Source organism: Proteus mirabilis ATCC 29906, assembly GCF_000160755.1.
Lineage (GTDB): Bacteria > Pseudomonadota > Gammaproteobacteria > Enterobacterales > Enterobacteriaceae > Proteus > Proteus mirabilis.
In genome coordinates this window covers 43,478-67,998 of sequence record NZ_GG668583.1, presented here as the reverse complement: position 1 = coordinate 67,998, position 24,521 = coordinate 43,478, and the positions used below count along the sequence as shown (strand labels likewise).

The following is a 24,521-nucleotide window of genomic DNA, read 5'->3' as shown; positions in this document are numbered from 1 at the left end:
AATAACAAAACGCCTTATTCTCAGTATCACTATAACTCCAACTAACTGATACATGAGAAATAAAGCGTTTTATTAAATAATAATGATTAGTGAGTTAACGCGGCAACATCTAGTTTAATAACCACTTTCTTTAATGTACTGGCCTCATTTTTCTGCGCAATACCTGGCTTATGTGGCTCATAAGGCATAAAAATGGCGAACATATTTGGTGTAAGGGATAATGTTTGACGATGTATGATGTTATCAGTCAACTGATAATCATCCGTTTCATTATAAGGTGTCACATCTTGTGCCGAACCTTGTATTCCAAAATCAATTGTCTCTTCACCGGATAGTAAGATCTGAATATCGATATAACGCTGATGCAATTCGGCTTGTTTTTGCTCACGAGGCACGGTTTCAAAAGTCATAACATTCATAAACAACGTCTCACCATCAATTTTATAGCTGCCCGGTGCAAGTGACGCGGGATCAAGTGCTAATGCTTTTTCCATTGCATGACGTAACGCTGGATTCATTTCTGGCATAGTCGCCAAATCAGATAAATGTCCAAATAACATAGATTATTCCTTCTTAGTTCTCTGATGTTTCACTGTCATCTAAGGAAAGCTGTTTTGCTGGTGCGAAAAGTGGTGCCGTAATGGTTCCTGCAATCACCACTGACATTGAACCAATGACTCCATAGAAGAAGAAGTTAAGATCACTGCCATAACGTGCAGCCAATACTGCAATAATACTCACGATGATCCCAACAACGGCGCTACCGGCATTAGCACGTTTTACAAAAATTCCCAGCATAAATAGGCCTGTCATTGGTCCGCCCATAAGACCTATAAGGCTATTAAATGCATCCCAAATTTCAGCTTCATCGGATAAAACTAACCAAATTGCCGCTAAACTACTGAATATCCCTGCCACAATAATAACTAACTTTGCGACTTTCATTTTTTGTTCAGGACTAGGGGATGATTTACTAAGACGAGTATAAATATCAGAATTAAAGCAACTTGAAATACTATTTAAACTACTAGAAATACTTGATTGTGCAGCAGCAAAAATAGCTGCAATAATTAACCCTGCAATACCGATAGGCATTTCCGTCACGATAAATAGTGGTAAAATTCCCCCCGTATTAAATCCTGCGGGTAATAAACTTGGGTTTTGTTGGTAGTAAACAAACAATGCAGAGCCGATGGCAAAAAAGAAAATAGGAATAATAGCCACTAATTTAGCGTTAGTTATCAATGTACGTTTAGTTTCTTTAATAGAATCGGTAACGATATAGCGTTGCACAACATCCTGACTAGCAGTAAATTGCTGAATATTGGCAAATAAAAACCCAATCATTAATACAGGAATAGTGCTATCTGTCCAACTCCAGCGCCATTGTGTGGTAGGAAAGAATTTATCTGCTTGTGCTGTAGTAGTAAAAATTTCGCTAATACCACCATCAACTTTAAAACAGATCATAATAAAGATCAGTACAGCACCACCAGAAAGTAATAAACCTTGAATAACATCCGTCCAAATAACGCCTTCAATGCCCCCCATCCAAGTATAAATAATGCATAATAAGCTTATTAATACGATTAACACGACCGGATCAATCCCCATAAAAGGACGTAAAGCTAGTACGGTTAAATAAGTAATAATAGCAACACGCCCAATATGGAATAACATAAATGAAAGGCTAGCAAATAAACGACTACGAACATCAAAACGAGCTTCTAGATATTCATAAGCGGAGGTGATTTTTAATTTTCTAAAAAAAGGAATATAGAAATAAAAAACTAAAGGTAAAATTGCAATAGCTAAATACTGTCCAATAATAAAGGTCCAATCAGAAGTATAAGCTTTAGCAGGAATGGACATAAATGTAATCGAGCTTAATGTGGTCGCAAATACAGACACTCCAGCGGCCCACCCAGGAACTCGCCCTCCACCACGGAAATAGTCATCCGCAGTTTTTTGACGTTTAGAAAAATAAACACCCACGAGTAACATAGCTGCCAAATAGCCAAACAGCACTGCATAGTTAATAAAACCAAAATCATGTAATTGCATTTTTTAGTCCTGCCATATGTAGGGTAAAAGGTAAGTTTTACGACAGTTTTTTTATTGCTCTCTAGACCATAGGGCTGCGCCCCATAATCCAGCATCATGATGATAGTGAGCTGATACAATCGGCACTTGTAATGCTAATGGTTGTTGTGCCATAGCAACTTGAACCAATTCGAGATAGCCATTAGCAAGCCCCACACTGCCACCAAGCACAACACAATCAGCATCTGTTGTAGCTTTAATATTTGTGATCAAATTAGCTATGGTGTTGGCAGAGCGTTTAATAATGGTGGTAGCCTGTAAGTTTCCCTGATGAAAAGCGCTGAAAATTGCCTTAGCATCTTTACCAGCAAGTTCCCCTTCGGCCTGTGAGGCAATCGCACGCCCCGATGCGATGGCTTCAACACAACCATAGCGGCCACATCCACAACGAGGGCCTCGAGGATCAGCTAAGGTATGACCTAAATGGCCTGCAAGACCACGTTTTCCTATTAGTAGCTGCCCTTGCTGAACAATGCCTCCGCCAACGCCGGTTGAGACCGTAATAAACGCCATATCAGATATAGTGTCACGACGATGATAATACTCAGCCCATGTGGCAGCTTGGGCATCATTAAGTAACCAACAAGGTGATCCGGTAAGGGTTGATAGTGTTTCCATTAAAGGAAAATCGTTTAATCCACCTAAATTATCGGGGTTTAATGCGGTTAAAATGCCATTACAAATGATCCCTGTTGATGCAACGGCAACACTATCGGCATGGTTTTTTAATGGTGTAATAATGCTAACTAATGCTTCATAAAGTTGTGTTGGAGATGGACTTGCTGGTGTTGCTATTTGTCGATGTTGTGTCAATTGGTTATCTCGGCTAATTAATGCTGCCGAGATTTTGGTTCCTCCAATATCAATCGCTAATGTATTCATCTATCTAACTCCTGCTGCCACTTTAATGCCTGAGTAAACCACTCACAGACATGTTCAAGACGAGTTAATGCAGAGCCAACGGTGACAGCCCAAGCTCCCGCTTGCATACCCCTTGCCGCCATCATTGGTGTGTTATAACGCCCTTCCGCAATCACTCGACATCCTTGCTCTGCTAATGCGGTCACCAGTTGAAGATCGGGTAATTTTGGTATTTCCCCACCGGTATAACCTGACATCGTTGAGCCAATAAATTCGGTACCGAGTTGATGACAATACATCCCTTCATTAAAAGTGGCACAATCTGCCATCGCTAGTTTTCCTAAACGATGAACATGCTCTAGCAATGCTTTCACGGGAACTGGGCGTAGGCGATCAGTACCATCAAAAGCGATAATATCTGCACCAGCTGCAGCCAATGCTTCAATATCATTTAACCAAGGCGTGATCCTGACAGGGCTATCAGGCAAATCACGTTTTACAATTCCAATAATTGGCACATCAATAAGAGGACGTGTTGCTTTTAAATTATCAATTCCTTCAATACGTACTGCGACGGCACCTGCATTTACTGCTGCTTGAGCCATTGCGGCTACAATGTCAGGTTTATCCATTGGACTATTATCAACAGGTTGGCAAGAAACAATTAACCCACCTTTTTGTTGAATATCTTTAGTCATCTTTTCAATTAGTGCCATGTTGAACTCACTGCTCTCTTTTTTTGAAATGTAACTCCGAATTATATTATTTTACGGAGTTTTATTTCTCAATCGAAAAAACTACGATCTGTGAAGAAGATCAAACAATGACCAAATTGATATAACATGATGATAAATAAACAGAATAAAAATGGAGGCTAAATAGCCTCCATTGATTTTGTTATATTTCTCTTGAGTGATTAATTTAGTGTGTCGCTGTTTTTGCTTGCTCGACTAAATTAATTAAACGACTTCTCATGGCGTGATTATCTTGAGCGACTTGGCTTTCTGCCCATTTTTGATCGTCAATCTTCACCACTCGTGCAGCACAATATTTAGTTTCTGGAGTTTTTGAGACAGGATCGAGATTATCTTGTGTCAGTTCGTTACATGCACCAATCCACCATTGATAAGTCATATAAATAGCTTGTTTATTAACGGTTTCGTTTAGATTACACCGTGACAACACCTTACCTCGACGAGATGCAACCCAAACAATTTCTTGATCAGCAATACCTGCCGCTTTAGCAATATCAGGGTGAATTTGCACATACCCCGGTTCATCTGCTAATGATGCTAATGCTTTACAGTTACCCGTCATTGAGCGACAAGAGTAGTGCCCTACCTCACGTACCGTTGATAAAATCATTGGATACTCTTCATCAGGCAATTCTGCAGGAGCGCGCCATGCGGTAGCAAAAAGCTGGCCTTTACCTGATGGCGTTGTGAATCGATTATCTGAATATAAATAGGGTGTTCCCGGATGATCGAGCTCAGGACAAGGCCATTGTATATGGGCTAATCCCGCTAATTTTTCATAGGTCGCACCGAAAAATAGCGGACATAATGCTCTTACCTCATGCCAAATTTCTTCATTATCTGTATAAGACATTGGATAGCCCATAGCCGTGGCTAATAAACTAATGATTTCCCAATCACGTTTAACGTTACCACGTGCTTGTACTGCCTGTTCAAAACGTTGAAAACCTCTATCAGCACAAGTAAAAATACCACCGTGCTCACCCCAACTGGTAGAAGGTAAAATAACATCTGCTTGCTCTGCCGTTTTCGTCATAAAGATATCTTGAACCACAATAAAATCGAGCGCTTGAAAACCTTTTCTAACCAGACCTAAATCTGCCTCAGTTTGAAGTGGATCTTCTCCCATGATGTAATAAGCTTTCACTTTACCTTCAATGGCTAAATGAGGGACTTCAGTGATGCGATAACCCACTTGCGGATCGAGTTTTTCAACCGGAATATGCCAAGCTTGAGCAAATTTTTGACGAATACCTTCATCTGTCACACTTTGATAGCCGGGGAACATATTGGGTAAAACCCCCATATCACAAGCACCTTGTACATTATTTTGCCCGCGAACAGGAGCAACCCCTGCATGTGGTTTGCCTAAATTACCCGTCAATAACGCTAAACTCGCTAGCCCTTTCACAACATCTACCGCTTGACCAAATTGTGTTACCCCCATTCCCCACATAATGGTGGCTGTTTTTGCGACTGCATAAGTGCGCATAGCTTGGCGGATCTCGCTTGCAGAAACCCCAACAATACGTTCTACTGCTTCAGGGCTATAATCCACCAGCTGTTTTTTATATTCTTCAAAACCTTCGGTGTAACGACTCACATATTCTTTGTCATAAAGATCTTCATCAATCAGCGTATAGGCAAATGCATTAACTAACGCCATATTGGTGCCATTCTTTAAGGGAAGATATTGATTAGCAATCTTCGCTGTTTCTATTTTACGAGGATCACAAACAATAATTTTGGCCCCTTTTTGTTTCGCTTTCACCACACGACGCGCCACAATAGGGTGAGAGTCGGCACAGTTATAACCAAACACCAACAAACAATCTGAATCTTCAATATCAGCAATGGAATTACTCATTGCCCCATTGCCTAGTGTTTCTTGTAAACCAGCAACAGAAGGGCCATGACAAACACGGGCACAGCAATCAACATTATTATTACCCAGTACAGCACGAGCAAATTTTTGCATCACAAAATTGGTTTCGTTACCTGTACCCCGAGAGGAGCCGGTGCACATAATAGATTTAGCACCGTATTTCTCTTTAATTGCGAGTAACTTTTTAGCCGTAAACTCAATCGCTTCATCCCAACTGACAATTTCAAAATCAGCCCCTTTTTGTCGGCGGATCATCGGTTGATGAATTCTGGCTGTCAGTAATTTATTGTCATTTAAAAAATCCCATCCATAGAGACCTTTTAAACAAAGCTCGCCTTGGTTAGTGACGCCATTGGCACCTTCAGCTTTGATTATTCGACCATTTTCGACACAGAGATTGATTTTGCAGCCAGCGCCACAATAAGGACAGACGGAGTTGATTTTGTTCATTTGATATCCTTTCCCCTAACTAGGGAGTAAAAGAGTCATAAAGAACATCCAACTAAGCACGATTTATGCCAAGTAAAAAACCATGTAAAAATAAGTAGATAGTATTTCTGTCACTGGCTACCAAGGTTATATCGACATTTTTGTCGACAAGATTTTCTGAGCAAAAGTTATCAAAACGTTATCAAGTTTTTTAAAAAAAGGGCTTTCATTAATTTGTTTTTATGATATAACAAAATAGTTATTTGTTAGCAGTGGCATTCAATAAATCAGTGCAACAAACCAAATTCATTTCAATAAAGAGCAAAAACATGAACATTAACACTAACAATCGACTTCTAGGCCTATATCTACTCCTACTTTATTAGGGTGGCCAAGCTCGTTCATTTTTTGCTAAAGCCACCAGTAAGGTGGTTTTTTTATAACCCTGCTGGTGGAACTGTTTTTAGGGGAGTTTTTATGATGTCTCGTTCCACTACAAGGATTAAGGGTTATCACACCTTTGCAATACACTATTGTTCGGCAACCGTTTCTATCATTAACATAATGAAATCGGAGGCAAAATGAGCCAACAATGGACATCTCGTGTAGGCCATATTTTAGCAGCCGCTGGCTCTGCCATTGGTATTGGTGCAATTTGGAAGTTCTCTTATGTCGCCGCCAATAATGGAGGTGGTGCATTCCTCGTCGTCTTTCTGTTATTTAGCTTTATTATCGGATTAGCTGTTTTATTAGCTGAAAATATTTTGGGTAGTAGCACCCATGCCGAAGCCGTGAATGCCTTCAAAAAGATGATGGGACGTAATTGGGTAATTATCGGTGTCATTGGTGTATTTAGTTCATGGTGTATCTATAGCTTTTATAGTGTTGTCGGGGGGTGGACCATTGGTTACACCATTATGGCAGCTACTGGTGAATTAAATATTACTGATAGCAGTGAATTAACAGGGATCTTCACCCGTTTTATCAGTGACCCTTTATGGCCTATTCTTGCTCACTTGGTGTTTGCCGGATTAACGTGTTTTGTCGTATTAGCGGGTGTTCAACGCGGATTAGAAAAAGCCGTCAAGATCATGATGCCATTACTGTTTATTATCATGATTATTTTGATTATTGTCGGTATTAGCTTACCCGGCTCTTCAGAAGGTTTAAAATTATTCTTATATCCTGATTTTAGTAAATTAACCCCACAAGGGGTATTAGATGCGCTGGGATTAGCCTTCTTCTCGCTGTCTATCGGTTTGGGTATTCATATTACCTATAGCGCCTATTTAGCGGATAATAAGACTATTGCTAACTCTAGTATGTGGGTTGTGATCCTCTCTTGTTTAGTGTGTGTTTTAGCAGGCTTAATGATTTTCCCTGCGTTAACTGCTGCTGGATTAGAGCCAAATGCTGGCCCAGGCTTAACCTTTATGACCATGCCAGTCTATTTTGCTAACTTGCCTGGTGGCAATATCTTGGCGGTCACTTTCTTTGTTTTATTATTAATGGCAGCATTAACCTCTGCAATTTCATTACTCGAACATATCGTCGCTTATGTACAAATGCGTTTTCAGTGGACTCGCCGTAGAGCTGGCTTAGTGGTCACAGCCTCTATTATGTTAATGGGTATCCCAGTTTCATTATCATTTGGTCCTATGAGTGATGTAACTTTAGGGGGCAAAACACTCTTTGATTTATTGGATTACTTAACCTCCAATATCTTAATGCCACTGTTTGGTATTGCGATGTGTTTAATTTTTGGCTGGTCACGTAGAGCCAATGCGGTTATTCCAGATAATATTACTGGAGCAAAACGCCAATGCTTATTATTAGTTTGGCGTTATATCGGCCCTATCTGTATCGGTATAATATTGGTACATGGTTTGATTGGTTAAAAAACAAAAAGAGAGCTTCTTATTTAAGAAGCTCTCTGACTAATTATCCCCGATGTTTGGATACTTGATAACTTTATTTATTAATAGACTTATTGATAGTTTTGTTTAATTTCTTGGCTAGCCACATGCCCGCGTTTAGCTTCTTTCTCCGCAATTTCCACCGATAAACCGATATAGGCTCTTGGATCAAGCATTGCTTTAATTTCTTCTGGGCTAAATGCCGCAGAGATAACGGGATTTTTTATCAAGTTAGTATAGAAATCTTCGCCATCTGCTGCTGTTTTGATCGCCTCTTCATACAATAAAGAGTGTGCTTTATCTTTGCCTAGTTTTTCTGCCATTTTCATCATAACGTACTCTGTATTATCTAATCCTTTATTTCTCATGACGTTATGTAGCATTCTCTCTTCATGCGGTACTATTGTTCTGGAAAGCTCTTCTGTTCTTAATAGAATTTCTGTTGTCAGCTCTAATGCCTCTTCCAGTAACCCATCAAATAACATATAGGAGCTACTATCCCCTTCATAAGGTCTTACCGCAGAATACATACCCACACTGGGTAAAGAATACAGTTTTTGTGAGTTAGCGATGATCCCTTTAGCCAGTTTAGGATTAATTTTATGCGGCATAGTGCTACTGCCAACAGTACCTTTGGTAAACCCTTCCGAAACTTCCGCAATTTCCTCAAGTGTCGTACTATAAACTTCTTCACCAATTTTATGGCAGATATTAGCCATCAATGCCAAATTAGCCATATACTCTAATTTATGTGTACTAAGGTTACGAGAGGGCACCTCCATCGCTTCCATACCGACTAATTCAGCCACACGTTTTTGCACCTTCATACCCACTTCTGGCATTGAGTTAAATGCACCCACAGCACCGCCCATCATGATAGTAAAGACGCGTTTTTCACACTCTCTCATGCGCTGATAACAGTCGATAAAATCACTGATCCAGACCGATACTTTATAGCCGTAAGTAATAGGAATAGCATGGCGGCCATGTGTTCTACCGGGCATGACCATATGTTTGGTTTTTTCTGCCAAGTTAGCTAAATTTTCGATGATCTCCCCAAGTAGCAACATAAATTTATGGTGCACTGTCTTCATCATATAAAGCTGTGAACTTTGCTGAATATTCTGCGTGGTAATGCCGTAGTGCACATATTTACCACTCTCTTGGGAACATGCCTTAACTAACACTTTTAAAAAGGGCACGAAACCATGACCGATTTTTTGGTAAATGCGGTTCATTTCTTCAAAATCGATATTCTCAATAACCGCTTTTTCTTTAATTTCATCAGCCGCTGACTGTGGAATAAAACCGTGTTCAGCTTGAGCTTGAGCGAGCATCGCCTCAAACATCAACCAAGTTGAATATTTAGCTTCATTGGATAACAGCGCTTTAATACCGCGATCATCGATTGTTTTACTTTTAGAATCGTATAACGCTCTCATTTTGTATCCTTTGTTATTTCTTCATTGCTTCATCAACAGCATTGCGAACAAACTCAACTTTTGGTCCATAAACAATATGGACATGGTTCGCTGCAGGAATAAAGAATGCTGTACAACCTGATTCCAACATTAACTCTTTATCAATTTGATTTACTTCACCGATATCGACACGGAGTCTAGTAATACAGTTATCAACGTTACGAATATTTTGTTTTCCGCCTAAAGCGCGAATTAAGATCTCCGCAATTTCGCCATAACGCTTCTCTTTAATAAGCGTATTTTTCATATTGCTTGATTCTTCACGACCCGGTGTTTTGATATCAAACTTAATAATGGCCCAGTAGAAAATGAAGTAAGTGACAACCGCCAGACCTAAACCAATAATCACTAAGTAGATCCAGTTGGTATGTTCATAGAGCAGACCAAAGATGGTGAAGTCAAATACCGTACCTCGGATATAGCCAATCGCCACGCCAGCAAAAGAGAGTAAAACCGCACCAATACCAACAATAATGGCGTAAATCAGATATAAAAGTGGCGCAATAAACACAAAGGTAAATTCGAGTGGCTCAGTGACGTTACCTAACATGGCGGTTAATACCATGGTCACCAACATAGATTTAACTTCTGCGCGATTCTCTTTTTTCGACGTTCTATAAATTGCTAAGGCAATTGCTGGGAATAAGAACAGAGTGACCAGCATTTGTTGTTGTGCCATAAAACGCGTTAAGCTTGGCATCATTGACCAATATTCACTACTTGGCCCTTGGTTAAACAACACTTCTGTCATGGCAGGAACAACACCCACATAGGTTTGTCCATCAATAACATAAGAGCCACCTGCTTCGGTAAATCTAAACAACACGTTCCATACATGGTGTAAACCAAATGGAATAAACAGTCGCTCTCCCCCTGCTGTAAAGAATGGTCCGACAGGACTCAGGAAGACCGCGGAAAGTTTTGTTAATCCCATCACCAAGACTTCCCAGATAAAGGGTAGTAATGCCCCTACGCCAATCATTAATCCCACCATAATAATGGCAACGGATTTTTTACCGGAGAAGAAGGCAAAAGCGGTAGGAAGTTCAAGGTTATAGAATTTATCTGTCGCCCAAGCGGCAATTAATCCGGTGATAATCCCCCCTGCGGCACTGATATTCATGGTTTGAATACCTAACACCTTGATCTGCCCCACTTGAGTCATTACGGCAGGATCAGCGAGTTTCCCCGTCAAAACGAGCCAAATATTAATGGTGCTAATCAAGGTTAAATAGCCGACAACGGAGGCAAACACGGCGATCCCCTTGTCTTTATGGCTCATACCATAAGCCACACCCATAGCAAATAGCAGTGGAATATTATCAAACACGACCCCTGCAATAGAGCGGATGCTCACTAATAATGCATTGACTGTTTCATTCCCCAGGAAAGGAAAGCGTGCAATCATATAAGACTGAACTAAAGCGCCACTGATACCCAGTATCATACCGATAGGCGCTAAAACACCGATTGGCAGGAGTAGGGTCCTACCAAAGCGCTGTATGGATTCGCTGAATTTTTTCTTGGCCATATTTTTTCCTTATGACTTCTCGAATATAGAAAAATGACAAAAGTACTCTAGCATTGAGTTATCTATAAAATGAATGGCGGGCTAGTTTTAAATATTATCTTAGGTCATTTATTATGACCTAGGTCTTTTAAATTAAAAAATAATTTAATAAATAATAAATTTTTGAAGATAGAATGTTCTATTATTAATAAATAGCCCATTAAAGAGATATTGAACAAATTGAAAATAAAGGTGTTTTTAAAATAAATTGTTATTTTAGCTTAAAACACATTAAATTTGTTAATATAGTAAAGAATAAGGCCGTGAAAAAGTTAATCTTGAAGAGATCATTCTGAGACTAAAAAATAATGTTTAAAGTAGATTTTCTATTTCATTTATTAACAAATCAACCAAAATAAAAAAACCAATTCGTGACTTGGTATCATCTTTTTTCGTATCATGATTATCCGCGAAACAAAATAGCGTATGCGTCGCATAACTGGTTAACTCATTGGTATTAAAGGCTGTCATACTGATAATGTTTGCCTCTTTTAACTGCACAATTTTTGCCGTTTCAATGATCTTTTTAGTTCCCCCTGAAAGAGAGATAAAAATAACCGTGTCATCTTCATTCACTAAACGTGTAAATGAATCTGATAAGTTATAATCATTAATAAAAAAGCAATGCAGGCCCAGTGCAAACAATAAGTGTTCAAGATAATAACCGACTGCTTTACTTGTTCCCCTTGCCACAATAAAAATATTACGAGAATGGCGCAGGGTTTTAGCACACTCTTTAATTTGCTCTTCATTGATGAGGGTAAAGCTTTTATTAATATTCTTCTCTAGTTGTTTTTTATAAGATGAGTGATCACTCTTTTCTATTTTATTACGCGAAAGAATATAATTATTAATTTGAAACTTTAGCTCTTTAAAGCCACTAAAACCTAACTTCTGCGATAAATTAATAATTACCGTTTTTGATACAAAGGTTTTAGCGACTAAATCATTAATATTTAAATAGGGGATATCGGCGATATTATCGGTAAGATACTTTAATACTTTCTTTTCACTGACGGTTAAATTGTCATAATTTTTTAAAAAATCCAGCATATCTCACCTAATCAATTAATAATCATGATAAAACAATCAGTTAAGCATATTACACTCTACTGCATAATATGCTTAATCACAAAGGTGATCCATTGCACTATTGAGTTAAAAACAGATGCGCATTATCTCAATTAAGCCTTAATCACTTTGACTGTTGCATCAATATCGACTTCATCATCAGTAAAGGTTAATACTTTGCCGTGATAAGTAATGATATCAATTTTTTTCAAAGTACGCGTTTGATCTGCTGCCGACTCAGATTTAGGCTTAATACTGTTCATTAGCATACCAACTGATAATATTGTATTTTCTTTATCAATATGCGTTTTAACGGGTACTTGTTCGCTATAAACACGATAAGACTTAATTGACGTTAACTTAACGCGCTCTCCGGCAATAAAGATATATTTACTGTCTGGGATCACTTTTACTGCATAGGCTGATAACCCTTTCATATTGGTCGTGGGTTCAAACGTGACTATTGCATCTTTTTTAATAAGATCAGGGTTGGCAACCTTAATCACATGAAAATAGCGATTATCCCCATTTTCATCTTTGATAAATCCAAAACCTTTATCTTCAAACCATTTTGTGATTGTTCCATTCATTGCCATTACCGCCTACATGATCATTATTACTCAATTTTCTCTATGCAGTATAAAGCACAATCTGCATTCAGACTATGCCTTTGCCTATTAGTCTTTAAATTGAGTCACTAAGCATATTGTGGTTTAAGTCGCCAATCGGCTGAAATTTAGCTATGATCAGTGCACTTTTGTGATCAGGATAATTTGATGTCGACGATTATTGATACCTTTATTGCCCCCATTTGCCATGACAAGATTGAGTATCTTTATCAAGATGAACATCTACTGGTAATAAACAAACCATCAGGTTTACTAAGCCTTTCAGGTAAAAACCCGCAAAATATCGATTCTGTTCATTATCGCTTAGTACCATTGTTTCCCGAGTGCACATTAGTTCATCGTTTAGACTTTGGCACATCGGGGGTGATGGTTATTGCCCTGAATAAAGCGATTAACCGTGCACTTTGTCAACAATTTAGCCAGCGAACCGTCACTAAAGCTTATGACGCCCTATTATGTGGCCATTTGCAAAATGATAGTGGTGTTATAGAAGCGCCTATCGCGAAAGATCCACAACACTTTCCACGTATGTCGATTAGCACCACACAAGGCAAAGCTGCGCGCTCTTACTATCAAGTTATCGAACGGTTTTATCAGACTCTTGCTGATGGCACTCGCTTACCTTTAACGCGCGTGCGACTCACGCCAGAAACAGGCAGAACACATCAATTGCGTATCCATTGCCAATATATAGGGCACCCTATTTTAGGGTGTGATTTGTATGGTGGCCTATTATTATCAGGAACAGAGCATACCCCACGGCTAATGTTGCATGCCTGTGAGTTACATTTTATTCACCCTGTTAGTGAGCAACCGATGGATATTTATCCACCTTCGCCGTTTTAATATCAAGCCACCCTTAAAATCACCACATTAAATCGTCTGGCACTTTAAAATCAGCATAAGGATCATCTTCGTCTTGTTCTGCTTGGCTTAATGTGTTGTTTAATAAGATACAATCTGCATCTCTTTGCATGATTTTATCTGCCACACTCGCAGGAATAATGGCATATTCACTGTTTCCGGCACTATCAATCACTAAACGTGCAATAGCTAAACGACCATTAATTAATTGAGATTGTGTTACTTTATCCACCTCAAGCGTTTTAATCACATTATTATCGGTAAATTTAAAATCAATATCGCCCTTAGCAGGGGTAATTCTATTCATCTCAATAAGTTGTTTAACTTGCGCTTTATACTCTTTTAATAAGGTTGCTTGTTTTTGCTGTTCACTGAGTTGTTTATCACGCTCAAGCTGTAAACGTTTCTTTTCTTCTACAGCCTCTTTCGCTTCTCTGGCCTGAACCCGCGATTTTTTCGCCGTTCTTTGTACTTTAGCCATTTTCTTATTTGTCACTAATCCCGCTTTTAGCATCTGCTCTTGTAAGGTAAGTTTTGCCATTTTTATGCCTAATTTTGCTCAATAATGCCCGAAATTATACCTGTAATTTTTAAGACTGCATCTCGTTACAACAACGCAAATTATCATAATAACACTCATAACCATATCGATGTTATTTGCTGAGTAAGCGTTGTGTTAATCACATTGGCTCCCTTAATGCATTAGGGTATATTGAGAAGTAACCAAAAAACTTTCTCTATCATTTATAACAGGCAAAATAAACCATGGCTGTGATCCCCAAAAACTATGCAAAACTAGAAAGCGGTTACCGCGAAAAGGCGCTAAAACTCTACCCTTGGGTTTGTGGACGTTGTGCTCGTGAATTTGTCTATTCAAATCTGCGTGAATTAACCGTTCATCATATTGATCACGACCACACCAATAATCCCGAAGATGGCAGTAACTGGGAGTTACTGTGTCTGTATTGTCATGATCATGAGCACTCAAAATACACAGAAGCAGAAGAGTACGGCTCTACCGTTGTAGCAGGGGAAGATGCCCAAGATGATGTTGGGCAAGCAACCTATAACCCTTTTGCTGATTTAAAAGCAATGCTGAATAAGAAAAAGTGATCTAATCGTTATCGCGACTGAGAAATAAATCAGATACTGCAGTGTGTTAATCTATTATAGAACGTTAATACACTGCCAATAATTCATATCCCCCGCTACTCTATATATTAGTAAAACTATTATTTTTATCTTATCGATAACTGACTATCGCGCTATCAGAAATGTTGAAATTGTTTAAATTTATATATTGGTATTATCAAGTCAATCTAGAGGTAACAACGCCGATGCGTTTTATCGATTGAGGAGGAGATAGCTAAGAAAAGAGCTTCACTTAATGCAAAATTATAAATAGAAATTTATTCCTGTTATATAGCTAATATTATGCCCACAATCATTCTTATAGGTGACTCGGACACTGGCCATGATCATCATGGCCAATACACTTTAAAGTCACACTATTACTCACAATTCCCTATAGAGTAATATTTATCAAAGATAACAATATACTTACGACTTTTTTGACTTATGCGCAGATCTTTAATTTGTTGATTGGGTAATAAATAAAATACATAAGGCTCTGAGTCATCATCACCATCACAATTTTGATGTAACAAAACCCTAAAATAAGTATTGCCTGTATTTTTTAATATTCCTTGGTTAATATTTAAATCATATTTGAAATCTGGATCTTTAGGTCTAACAACAAAATAGGTTTCTAAACTTACTGTGGGGTAGAACAGTGGTTGTTTTTTTTTCCCTTCATCATTTCTTATATCAAGTGGCGTTTCACTAATAATAATTTTATAATAACGTTCTTTCTCATCCGCCTCTCCTCGATAGAAAATTTTAAAAAATTCCTGCTCCCCGGGTAATAGAATTTTTTTAAGGGGAGTAAAAAGAATTTCTCCATTCTGAATAGGTGTGCCCTGCTCTTGATAACCCGGCCTATCAATTTGGTAAACACTAAATGTATACAAATTGGTTTTTTTAGTATCATTAATATAGGGCTTAGAAAAGAAAGGTTCCCCCGACTCCATAGAGGAAATATCTGCACTAATATAAAGTGCATATGCATGGTGATAAAAGAAGACTAACAACATCCCGCAAAGTATCTTAAACCAAGATATTAGTTTCATATTAAAATTTCAGTATTCGTTATAATAGAAAGCGACTGAAATAAAAAACCAGTACGTTCTTATCAGTCGCCATAACATAAAAATAATCAACTTTAGTTAATATCAGGCCCAGTCCATATAGCCTTAACTGTTACCGTTCCACTGGCTGAGACTGTTCCTAGCCAATCAATACCATCTAAAGTGAAAAATGAGTTAGCATCATTCATTGGAAAAGATAAATCTAGGTTCGTTCTATAAAAAGAGCCTAAGTCTTCATCAGGTCTATCCCATGGTGTTTCTGTCCATAACGCATTTTTTAATGAAATTTCATGACTATCACAACTCGCTCTATATTTTGCATCCGTGCCATCACTATTTTTAAATGAGAGATAAGCCGGAAAAGGCACATTAAGTCGGTTATCACTGGAGGAGAATAAACAATAGGATTGCCCTTTTAATGTTGTTTGTGGTCCTTCTACAGATGCAGTAATAGAGTCTGCTTGTCTAGGGCCACTGGTGGTAACAATATAATTAAACTCAATGGGTGGCTCTTCATTACCCACTTTTCCCGTTTTAGATTGATGAGGGTTAAAATCAGCAGGAATAATGCTTATGCCATAATCTCTCGGTTTCAGAATAAGTGTATTTGAGGGGGTGAACTCATAATACCCAGATTGAGGCACGGCTGTATTGGTAAATGAAAAGGTAAAAAAGTCTTGGCTATTTTTAAAATCGACATTACTAGAGACGAGTCTTTTTAAAAAGGTATTAGATAAAAAGATAGAAACATTTTTATTATTAACTTTAAAATAATAATTAGCGGGATATGTTGTATTATAATTATACCAGTTATTACTGCCATCATCGGGGCCAATTTTTATTGTATTTGCCGCTGGCGTAAAAGGGATCAGTGTATTATTAATTTTTAAATTAAGCCTAATATTGGTAAATATATCCCCAGTAGTTTCATGATCAATCACCTGACAAATAATACCATTTTGGTTTGATACAATACCCACTCGGCAAAACTGAGAGCCTAAGCCAATCGTGGGATTACCGTTACTATCAATAAATATTTCTTGTAAAGCACCTGTTGAAGTTAACGTGATATGCCCTGACTTAGTGATATTAAATTCATGTGATGCAAGCATTCTGCCACCAACACTTTGGCAAGATCCGCCTTTACTGGGATCATAGTCTGTTTTTGTCATACAGGCTCTATAACTATATGTCTCTATAGTGCCTACAGGCAATTGGCGAAAATACAGGTATGCCGAATCACTAAATATCCCCCGAGCATAAGCCGATTCACCGTTAGTATTAGTCTGAACTATTTTATAAGCCCCATCTTTACCTATATATTGCGCAGGCCAATAGCCACTATCATCTGTACAATAACGCCTCATACATCGGTTACCCACAAATGGCTTATCTATTTGAGAATTTTCTAGCCAAATATCGACATATTGATTGGCCTGAATGGATGTATTGGTATACCCCATATAACCTAAACTGAGCTGTGAAGATTTTGAATAACGCGTATATTTATTGGCACCCGAAAAACGCGGATCGGTTGTTCTTGGGGTAATAAAATATTCATTATCCACATTATTCTCAATAAAAACGTAACTATTAGTTACCGTAGCGGCTTGACTGGTTGTAGACAGCGATAAATTTAAAAGACAAGGTGCTACGAGTAAAAAAAATATTTTGCTATTCATAATAAAGTTCTCGTTATCTTTTTACGAAACTAGACTGAGGTTGACAAGTTACCTCTCCGACCCACATAGCCCCTTGTGCACCTTTAAGATCTAAGTCTGCTTCACAGATTGTTTGCTGATCTTCTTGTAGTAACGAGATCACCGGATAACGGACATCTACATCCATTGAAAACTCACCATTTTGATCTGTTTTAGTTCGACCAATATGGTTTCGAATTGAAGCATATTTTAAAAGTTCACCATTAGGGGATTTCAGACGTCCGAAAACCGTGACTAATTGCCTCACTTCCGGTTGATAAAAGGCAATATTTCCTGGATACAATGTGACGGATTTATTTCGGCCAGAAATAATGTCAAAGCTGTCTTTCGATTTGCCATCATTCATTAATTGGATGTCATAATCTGAATAAGGAGATAATGGAATAAAGGTATTTTTTCCACTAATCGGGTAATTTTGCCCGTTAACTTTAGCGAGCATACTGCCACTACCTTTAATGTCTGAATTGATAATAATGCCAGATTTACCTTGTTGACCACTGGGTGTGATCATCCCTTCACTATAAGCTATAGAGCCACGAGAAGTTAAATTACCATTGAGTCGTTTATTATCAGGGCGATTAATGGTCACCGTACCAGAGTTATACTTCGTATCATAAGAAGCGTAACCTAGTGTTGAGAAGTCAGATTCACCATTATCTTTATCATGTACTAACTTAGAAACAGAAACGCCCGCATTAGTGATCACGGAGTTTTCAAAATTCTTATTCACATAAATATTGGCTTTTACATTGCCATTGGTTGAAGAGATCCCAGTACTTAACCACGTTGAAAGAGGTAAAGAGAAATCAAGATTAATAAATTTTTCATTAGTGCTATTTTGATTATCATAATGATAACGCTGAACCCCAGCTCTTAATCCTACCGTGCCATAACGTCCCGAAAATAATGTATTTGCATATTCATAATTAATAGAATCACTACCAACTCGCTTATCTTTGGTATTGCTGATAGTAAATGAACCCGTTCTATCCATTATCTTATCGAAATTGACAGTTCCTCCATAAGAGTAACTGTCAGCCTCATATAGCGGTAAATCACCTCTTACGATAGTTTTCTCTTTAGATGCCCATAATGAACCATAGCCTTCTGGGATATTAATAGAAAGCGTACTAATATTACGGTGACTACCATGATTCTCTAACATTCCTTGCCAAGCAATAGAAAGATAGTTATTTACCGCTACACTGATATTCGTCTCCTGTACAATAAATTTATCAAATCCATAGTTAGACATTTGAAAACGAATACCGGATAACAGAGGAAAGTTATAAGCAAAAGAGCTACCGATTAAATAACTTTTTTCGGGAGTTTGGTTATAAGCGCCACCCTCTTTGATATAATGACGTTTATCAAAATCAATATAGCCACCATAAATTTCCCAATTTAATTGGTCAAAATTACCGTTAGCGGTGCCAAAAGACTTATTAATGGTTTGATGTTGTGTTGTCACTACCTTGCCATCAATAACGGTTTCAATCGTTACTTCATAAATACCATAAGGCAACATGCTGGTATCAACTTCAAAATTACCCATCGGGAAATTTTGAATATTTAATAATTTACCTTGGCGATAAATACGAACTTCACCTGGACTATTTAAAAAAGCATAAATCGGAGTTAATGATTGCTGTTTATTCACCACCCTACTTGATGAATTATTCCCGATTGATGCTGCATAAATTTTACTGCTGCTCAATACTGTTAAGCTGGCTAAGGACTGTAAATTCCAAGTGCTCATTAACCCGATAGCAAAACGCAATCCATTAAAATCACGTTCATACATTGCTCTATAGAGTTCAATATTGGAATTGGATTTACCTATACTATAGGCAGATGCATTAATATTAAAATGGTGTTCAGCTTTAGCTAATAACGTGTCTAAATTAAAGTAGCTACTGGATGAATCTTGGGCGTTTTTAACACGACTTTGAAAGACGCCTAAATCATAGTTGGCCACAGCAGAAAATGAATTAACAGATGAATTTCCTAATATGGATTGTCTAGCATGTTCTTTGGGTGCAAAAGCTGACTTATCAACATCTAATGATAAATTAAATGAAGAGACATTTAATTGAAGAATAGCATTACTATCAATAGCTATACTATTATTTTCATTAAAGATAGCATTTTTTTTACCTTCAATTTTATCAACTAATAACTGATTTAGTGTTGCGCCTTGATTATTTTCGATTAATTGAATACTTGATAGTTTTATTTTATCATTATCGATAACAATAATCGCATCTGCAATTTTCTTTTCACTTTGGTTTTGTTTATTTGCATCATTAAGTCGTAAGAAAACGGGCACCGACATACCTTCCTCTAAAGCATTAACAAATGCCGGAGGAATAATATATCCGCCCACTTTAATTCTTTTTATTTCATTAGCATTAATCGTATTCGAAAAAATAATACCTAATATTGATAAAGCGATAATACTCTTACGCATGATTTAGCCCATTCTTTATTTTTTATTTGACAACAATGAACTCTCCTTTGTGCCAAATGCCTACGCTAGATTTTTTATTTGTGAGATCGACAAGTTGTAATTTAACGGCTAAATGTGGCATAAGGTAATAACGCTCGCGACACATCCCCTCCACACCATATTGTTGTTTTTCTGCTAGACAAGGGCCTGAAGCCACAACACGAAATGAACTATTACCGATATTAGAAACTTTATTATCATGATACTGATAATTAAAATTCTCAATTCTGGGTGCAACCACTAAAATTGTACTAATAGTTGCAGATGTTGTTGCTGTCGCTGATTTTGAGCTTTGTGTTATACCATTTTCAGCAATAGGATCATCTTTCCAATTTAATCGATAATAACGCTCTTTATCATCCTTAGGCCCTTGATAAATGATTTTAAATACATCACTTGCATGACCGGGAAGAATCAGATTAGCCGGTGTTGATAGAATTTCATTGGGATCAGTAACCGGAATAACTTTCCCATTTTCAAGTGGTGAGTCTAATTTTTCTATTGTCAAATTGACTAATCTTGCCGTATTTACTGTATTTTCAATTTCTTTGGCAAGAGTACTTTCATCAGAAGATATTATCTCTGTTATATTACCTACATTTACTGCAAAACTATTTTTTAATGGAAACCACAATAATAAAAAAAGGATTAATTTTATCTTATTCATAATAGTCAGTTTCTAAAATAAATAACGATAAAGATATTACTTCCCTATAGTATCTTTATCGTAATATCAATTAGCCAATAAAGGAGAATTAAGGTTCTGGATTAGGTTTAACGGTAGAAAAGTCACCATCCCAAGTGGCAGTAAATTGCACTTTTACATCACCATCCCAGACACCATCAGCCAGTGATTTAAAATCGGCTGTTGCTCCTGCTGCTTGTGCACTGGCAATTACAAAAGTGAATTCACCACGATCTGTAGCGCGCTCAGAGCCATTGTAAATACCATCAGCAGCTAAATTATCTAAACCTGAGGTTAACCCTTTTGATGTATCAATTAACACGACATCAGTTGTTTTAGAAAGGTCTTCCCCATTCCATTTAACACCAACTGTTAATGTTGAATCATCAGTTGTTCTTGCTAACGTATTAGCAATCAGTTTTGATGATAATTTAAAATCGGTTGCGCCAGATTGGCCTTGAATAGCAATATCAAATGCACCATTTTGTTGGTTAAATGATTTTTGGCCTTCAGCATAATTAAAAGTCAGACTTTTTAATGGAGTGACAACTAACATACTGGTTGTATCTTTAATTGCAGTTGCTTGCCAAGTCGCGGTTGCTTGTGCAACACGAGTATCTGCATTAGCAGCCGTAGCAAAAGAAGCAGCAATAATTGTTGATAGCATCACCGATGCTATTTTTTTATTTAACATATTATTCTCTCTAATTTTGATTTATAAAAAACAATTACATAGTATAAAAAACACCTTTAATTGTGCTTTTTATAAAATATAATTAATAAAATAATTGCAATGATAATTATTTTATGTGATTTATTAATTTTTAATGTAATTAAAAGTTATTTATGAAGTTTTTTGTTTGACAACCTTTCCATAAAATATATTTCTTTTTATTATCGACTTTGTTTATTTCTCTCTCATCGGAAAATTCATTTTCAAGATATTTAAATACATCTACCCATTTTTTATCTAAAATTAATAAAAAATTTGCTAATTGATCAACGGTAATTGCAGTAGCTCCTATTTCATATCGTGAAATTTGTTGTTGGCTAACATTCATTAATCTTGCCAACTGCTTTCCTGTCATATTTTTTTCTTTACGTGCTTTTCTTAAAAAAATACCAACATGACCACTAATCATATTAGATTTCATTAATTACACTCCAATAGAAAATTGTTAACTAAACATTTCATTTAAATCAATCATAAATATATAAAAATAAGAGTAAAAACGTTTATACCGATCGAAGTTAGTTAACTTAATAGCTATAACCTATCAAATATTAGTTATTGATCGATTTAATTTATTAGCTTACGCAAATAATTTGTATTTAAAAGAAAAGATTTTTATTAATTATATGATAATTAAATAAATTAAGTCTTTAATTAAAAAATAATTTAAAAAATATATTTTTTATAGAATTGCAGAAAAATAAAGAATAACGCATTATTGATATAGCCTAATTGATATATTTGATCATATACATTTACAATTTGTTACATAATTCATCAAATAGCGATTTAAGTACTAATAATTAGAGTACTATAATACTCTGATAAAAGCGCATTTCTGGTTGAATATCCTGTAATTATATTCATGAAGAACACTTAAGTCCAAAAATAGCACTTAATCAAAGAATTAGTATCAATATATTTGTAAAGTAATCACATGATTTTAAATATCTTTTTTAATTCCATTAATACTAATATAAAGTGTAAAAACACATTTTAATGAAAATAGAGATCAATTTTAATAAGTAATTATATTACTGATTAACTAGATTATTGATTTAGATCAATAATAGTATTCTGTTATTATATTTTTATTAATCTTTAACGGTAATTAAATGCCTAAGAAGTTATTTTAATAAAAATAATATATATAATTATGCAAAAATATTTTTCTTTGCATTAATAATATGGTAAGAAGTTTATCAATATATCGATTATAAGAATGATGTCGATTTACATGAAAAATTAGCTGAATGGGAGGCTTTTTATAATTGTCATCGCCCTCACTCAGCGCATGCTGGTAAAACACCGTATGAAGTGTTAAAAAATAAGCTTAGTCTTTAAGACTAAACGTCAGCCGAGGTTCTGAGTGACACAGCGTAGAGATTTTTATCTAAGAACATTCTACCCGTAGTGGTAATTTCACTTATTTTTAGAGGATGGTAAATACACTACTTATCTTATTATCTTACTTACCTTTTTTTAGCAAATCTTTCAATGCTGCAATATTCGCCCTCGCCCCTTCAGCTTCTTTTAATTGTCGACGTTTTTGAGCATAAATATCAAATACTTCTCTGGCTTTTTCATCAGCGGCTTTCTTACTAATCCCACCTGCGCCTTGTAATACATCACGGTCATTGAAACTTAAAAACTGATCTAGCTTAGTATCCCAATCTTGTAAAAAAACTTGCTTACGGCGCAGCGCTTGGTCTTCAGCAAAATCCAGCCACATATTGACGATACGGTTTAATTCTTTCAGCTCATTTTCGCGTAGATAATTCTTCGCAATCGTGACATCGGTTTTACGCACCTCATCAAATTTATAGTTGGTTAAGCCCATATCCGGCTGACTGGCATCTGCGCGACTAGCTATAAGCTCAGCGGCAGTCATGCCGGTACAAGCAAAATGTAATTTGTTTTGGATAGATTGGAAGAAACGAGTTGTTTCTTTATTGGATGGTTCGTAATCCGCTGCCATGGTGAAGATCTCTTTCACCCGTAAATACACCCGCCGCTCACTGGCGCGAATATCACGGATGCGTTCGAGCATCTCATCAAAGTAATCCGGCACGACTGACTGACCGATAGGCGGATTTTTCAGCCGTTCATCGTCCATCACAAACCCTTTGATCAGATACTGTTCCAGCGTTTGCGTTGCCCACTGACGAAACTGAGTACCACGGACAGAGCGGACACGGTAACCAACAGCAATAATGGCAGGTAAACTATAGTGGTCTATCTCTCTGGAAACCTGACGATTTCCCTCTAATCGAACTATCCGGAATTTCCGGATGGTTGCGTTTTGAGCAAGTTCCCCTTCAGAGAAAATATTAACAAGGTGCTCGTTAATTGTACGAACGTCTTTTCCATACAGCTCAGCAATTGATGATTGAGATAACCACAGAGTATCAGACTCAAAGCGGCATTCGACGCGAGTTTGACCATCTTCACTGCGGAACAAAACAAATTCACCCTGTGGTGCTTCAGGAAGATTATCACTCATTACATGGCCTCCACTCTCTATACGTTATGCATAAACTGTGAACAACAATATAGCATATTTAACAAAAAAATAAGGCCACCAGCAAATAGATAGCAAGCACATTATTTTATGAAAAAACAATGTAATACGATCCCCTATACTATCCATCTTTCTGAATAATATTCGTACATTTTTCAGTCATCACCCATAGCGCCTTATTCAATTTACTATCACTATCAATACCATTCACCGAACATGTACGAGTATGCTTACTTTTCACATTTCTGCCTAATAGCACTCCTGTGAGTCAATTTTCTTGCAAACGTTTTAACATTTGTTGAACTAAAAATAGCTTAATAACTGATCATTAAGGGATTGATTGAGTTTTGGGAGGTGTATTGAACTTAAGTGGCGGAAGATCACAGGAGTCGAACCTGCCAAGGACCGCTGGCGGCCCCATCTGGATTTGAAGTCCAGCCGCCCCACCGGGGACGATGATCTTCCATATAGGATTATTTGTATGAAATAACGTGATGATTATACGCTGAAATAAAATCATTCCCAAGTGCACTAAATCAATAAAACCTCTTTCAAAGAAAATAATCCCGCTTTTGAGTAAA

At 37.0% G+C, this 24,521-nt stretch carries 20 protein-coding genes, 1 tRNA gene and 1 pseudogene; 4 read left to right on the top strand and 18 right to left on the bottom strand.

What is annotated here, in order from left to right; all coding sequences use genetic code 11:
• Nucleotides 1–86: 86 nt before the first annotated feature.
• From nanQ to fdhF, 5 genes are all read right to left on the bottom strand, one after another.
• The gene (gene nanQ / locus HMPREF0693_RS16250) at nucleotides 87–560 is read right to left on the bottom strand and encodes an N-acetylneuraminate anomerase (RefSeq protein WP_004246687.1); all 474 of its coding nucleotides are present in this window, start codon (nucleotides 558–560) and stop codon (nucleotides 87–89) included.
• A 13-nt stretch (nucleotides 561–573) separates the two neighbouring features.
• A complete protein-coding gene (locus HMPREF0693_RS16245; protein ID WP_004246686.1) occupies nucleotides 574–2,064 on the bottom strand; it encodes a sodium:solute symporter family protein in 1,491 nt (496 codons plus the stop codon).
• Between the two features lie 51 nt (nucleotides 2,065–2,115).
• Complete coding sequence (gene nanK / locus HMPREF0693_RS16240; protein ID WP_004246685.1) at nucleotides 2,116–2,985, bottom strand: N-acetylmannosamine kinase; 870 nt, start codon at nucleotides 2,983–2,985, stop codon at nucleotides 2,116–2,118.
• Nucleotides 2,982–3,680, bottom strand: a complete 699-nt coding sequence (locus HMPREF0693_RS16235) for an N-acetylmannosamine-6-phosphate 2-epimerase (RefSeq protein ID WP_004246683.1) — start codon at nucleotides 3,678–3,680, stop codon at nucleotides 2,982–2,984. Before HMPREF0693_RS16235 ends, nanK begins: the two co-directional genes overlap by 4 nt.
• Nucleotides 3,681–3,885: 205 nt before the next feature.
• Nucleotides 3,886–6,054: a formate dehydrogenase subunit alpha gene (gene fdhF, locus HMPREF0693_RS16230; RefSeq protein ID WP_004246682.1), complete on the bottom strand. Its 2,169-nt coding sequence runs from the start codon at nucleotides 6,052–6,054 to the stop codon at nucleotides 3,886–3,888.
• 560 nt (nucleotides 6,055–6,614) lie between these two features.
• Between fdhF and HMPREF0693_RS16225 the strand changes: the two genes are divergently transcribed.
• Nucleotides 6,615–7,931 carry a sodium-dependent transporter gene (locus HMPREF0693_RS16225; RefSeq protein WP_004246681.1) on the top strand — a complete coding sequence of 439 codons (1,317 nt, stop codon included), beginning with the start codon at nucleotides 6,615–6,617 and terminating at the stop codon, nucleotides 7,929–7,931.
• Nucleotides 7,932–8,020: 89 nt separating this feature from the next.
• Here HMPREF0693_RS16225 and HMPREF0693_RS16220 read toward each other — a convergent pair whose 3' ends face one another.
• The 4 genes from HMPREF0693_RS16220 to HMPREF0693_RS16205 form a co-directional block, all read right to left on the bottom strand.
• Nucleotides 8,021–9,391: a class-II fumarase/aspartase family protein gene (locus tag HMPREF0693_RS16220; RefSeq protein ID WP_004246680.1), complete on the bottom strand. Its 1,371-nt coding sequence runs from the start codon at nucleotides 9,389–9,391 to the stop codon at nucleotides 8,021–8,023.
• 13 nt (nucleotides 9,392–9,404) lie between these two features.
• Complete coding sequence (locus HMPREF0693_RS16215) at nucleotides 9,405–10,961, bottom strand: PTS transporter subunit EIIC (RefSeq protein ID WP_004246679.1); 1,557 nt, start codon at nucleotides 10,959–10,961, stop codon at nucleotides 9,405–9,407.
• A 351-nt stretch (nucleotides 10,962–11,312) separates the two neighbouring features.
• Nucleotides 11,313–12,053, bottom strand: coding sequence for a MurR/RpiR family transcriptional regulator (locus HMPREF0693_RS16210; protein WP_004246678.1), 741 nt, complete (start codon nucleotides 12,051–12,053; stop codon nucleotides 11,313–11,315).
• Nucleotides 12,054–12,184: 131 nt separating this feature from the next.
• Nucleotides 12,185–12,661 (bottom strand): cold-shock protein, encoded by a 477-nt coding sequence (locus HMPREF0693_RS16205; RefSeq protein ID WP_004249014.1) that lies wholly within the window; start codon nucleotides 12,659–12,661, stop codon nucleotides 12,185–12,187.
• A 186-nt stretch (nucleotides 12,662–12,847) separates the two neighbouring features.
• On the opposite strand from HMPREF0693_RS16205, the gene HMPREF0693_RS16200 reads away from it, so the two are divergent.
• Nucleotides 12,848–13,546 carry an RluA family pseudouridine synthase gene (locus tag HMPREF0693_RS16200; protein WP_004246676.1) on the top strand — a complete coding sequence of 233 codons (699 nt, stop codon included), beginning with the start codon at nucleotides 12,848–12,850 and terminating at the stop codon, nucleotides 13,544–13,546.
• Between the two features lie 19 nt (nucleotides 13,547–13,565).
• On the opposite strand, the gene HMPREF0693_RS16195 is transcribed toward HMPREF0693_RS16200, so the two are convergent.
• Entirely contained in the window at nucleotides 13,566–14,105 is a 540-nt protein-coding gene (locus HMPREF0693_RS16195; RefSeq protein ID WP_004246675.1) for a DUF2058 domain-containing protein, read from the bottom strand.
• Nucleotides 14,106–14,329: 224 nt separating this feature from the next.
• On the opposite strand from HMPREF0693_RS16195, the gene yajD reads away from it, so the two are divergent.
• Nucleotides 14,330–14,677 (top strand): HNH nuclease YajD, encoded by a 348-nt coding sequence (gene yajD, locus HMPREF0693_RS16190; RefSeq protein WP_004246674.1) that lies wholly within the window; start codon nucleotides 14,330–14,332, stop codon nucleotides 14,675–14,677.
• Between the two features lie 398 nt (nucleotides 14,678–15,075).
• On the opposite strand, the gene HMPREF0693_RS16185 is transcribed toward yajD, so the two are convergent.
• The 6 genes from HMPREF0693_RS16185 to HMPREF0693_RS16160 all read right to left on the bottom strand — a co-directional run bounded on the left by HMPREF0693_RS16185 (nucleotide 15,076) and on the right by HMPREF0693_RS16160 (nucleotide 21,840).
• Nucleotides 15,076–15,753, bottom strand: a complete 678-nt coding sequence (locus tag HMPREF0693_RS16185; RefSeq protein WP_004246673.1) for a hypothetical protein — start codon at nucleotides 15,751–15,753, stop codon at nucleotides 15,076–15,078.
• A gap of 92 nt (nucleotides 15,754–15,845) precedes the next feature.
• Nucleotides 15,846–17,453, bottom strand: a complete 1,608-nt coding sequence (locus tag HMPREF0693_RS16180; protein ID WP_004246672.1) for a hypothetical protein — start codon at nucleotides 17,451–17,453, stop codon at nucleotides 15,846–15,848.
• A 13-nt stretch (nucleotides 17,454–17,466) separates the two neighbouring features.
• Nucleotides 17,467–19,962 (bottom strand): TcfC E-set like domain-containing protein, encoded by a 2,496-nt coding sequence (locus tag HMPREF0693_RS16175; RefSeq protein ID WP_004246671.1) that lies wholly within the window; start codon nucleotides 19,960–19,962, stop codon nucleotides 17,467–17,469.
• A gap of 22 nt (nucleotides 19,963–19,984) precedes the next feature.
• Nucleotides 19,985–20,668 (bottom strand): EcpB family pilus assembly chaperone, encoded by a 684-nt coding sequence (locus HMPREF0693_RS16170; protein WP_004246670.1) that lies wholly within the window; start codon nucleotides 20,666–20,668, stop codon nucleotides 19,985–19,987.
• A gap of 88 nt (nucleotides 20,669–20,756) precedes the next feature.
• Nucleotides 20,757–21,380, bottom strand: coding sequence for a common pilus major fimbrillin subunit EcpA (gene ecpA, locus HMPREF0693_RS16165; protein WP_004246669.1), 624 nt, complete (start codon nucleotides 21,378–21,380; stop codon nucleotides 20,757–20,759).
• A 139-nt stretch (nucleotides 21,381–21,519) separates the two neighbouring features.
• The gene (locus HMPREF0693_RS16160; RefSeq protein ID WP_004246668.1) at nucleotides 21,520–21,840 is read right to left on the bottom strand and encodes a helix-turn-helix domain-containing protein; all 321 of its coding nucleotides are present in this window, start codon (nucleotides 21,838–21,840) and stop codon (nucleotides 21,520–21,522) included.
• Nucleotides 21,841–22,613: 773 nt separating this feature from the next.
• On the opposite strand from HMPREF0693_RS16160, the pseudogene HMPREF0693_RS18680 reads away from it, so the two are divergent.
• A pseudogene (locus HMPREF0693_RS18680) lies at nucleotides 22,614–22,788 on the top strand (IS481 family transposase); the annotation flags it as partial.
• A 99-nt stretch (nucleotides 22,789–22,887) separates the two neighbouring features.
• Here HMPREF0693_RS18680 and HMPREF0693_RS16155 read toward each other — a convergent pair.
• Complete coding sequence (locus tag HMPREF0693_RS16155; RefSeq protein WP_004246667.1) at nucleotides 22,888–23,922, bottom strand: virulence RhuM family protein; 1,035 nt, start codon at nucleotides 23,920–23,922, stop codon at nucleotides 22,888–22,890.
• Nucleotides 23,923–24,310: 388 nt separating this feature from the next.
• Nucleotides 24,311–24,405: transfer RNA gene (locus HMPREF0693_RS16150), tRNA-Sec, on the bottom strand.
• Between the last annotated feature and the right edge of the window lie 116 nt (nucleotides 24,406–24,521).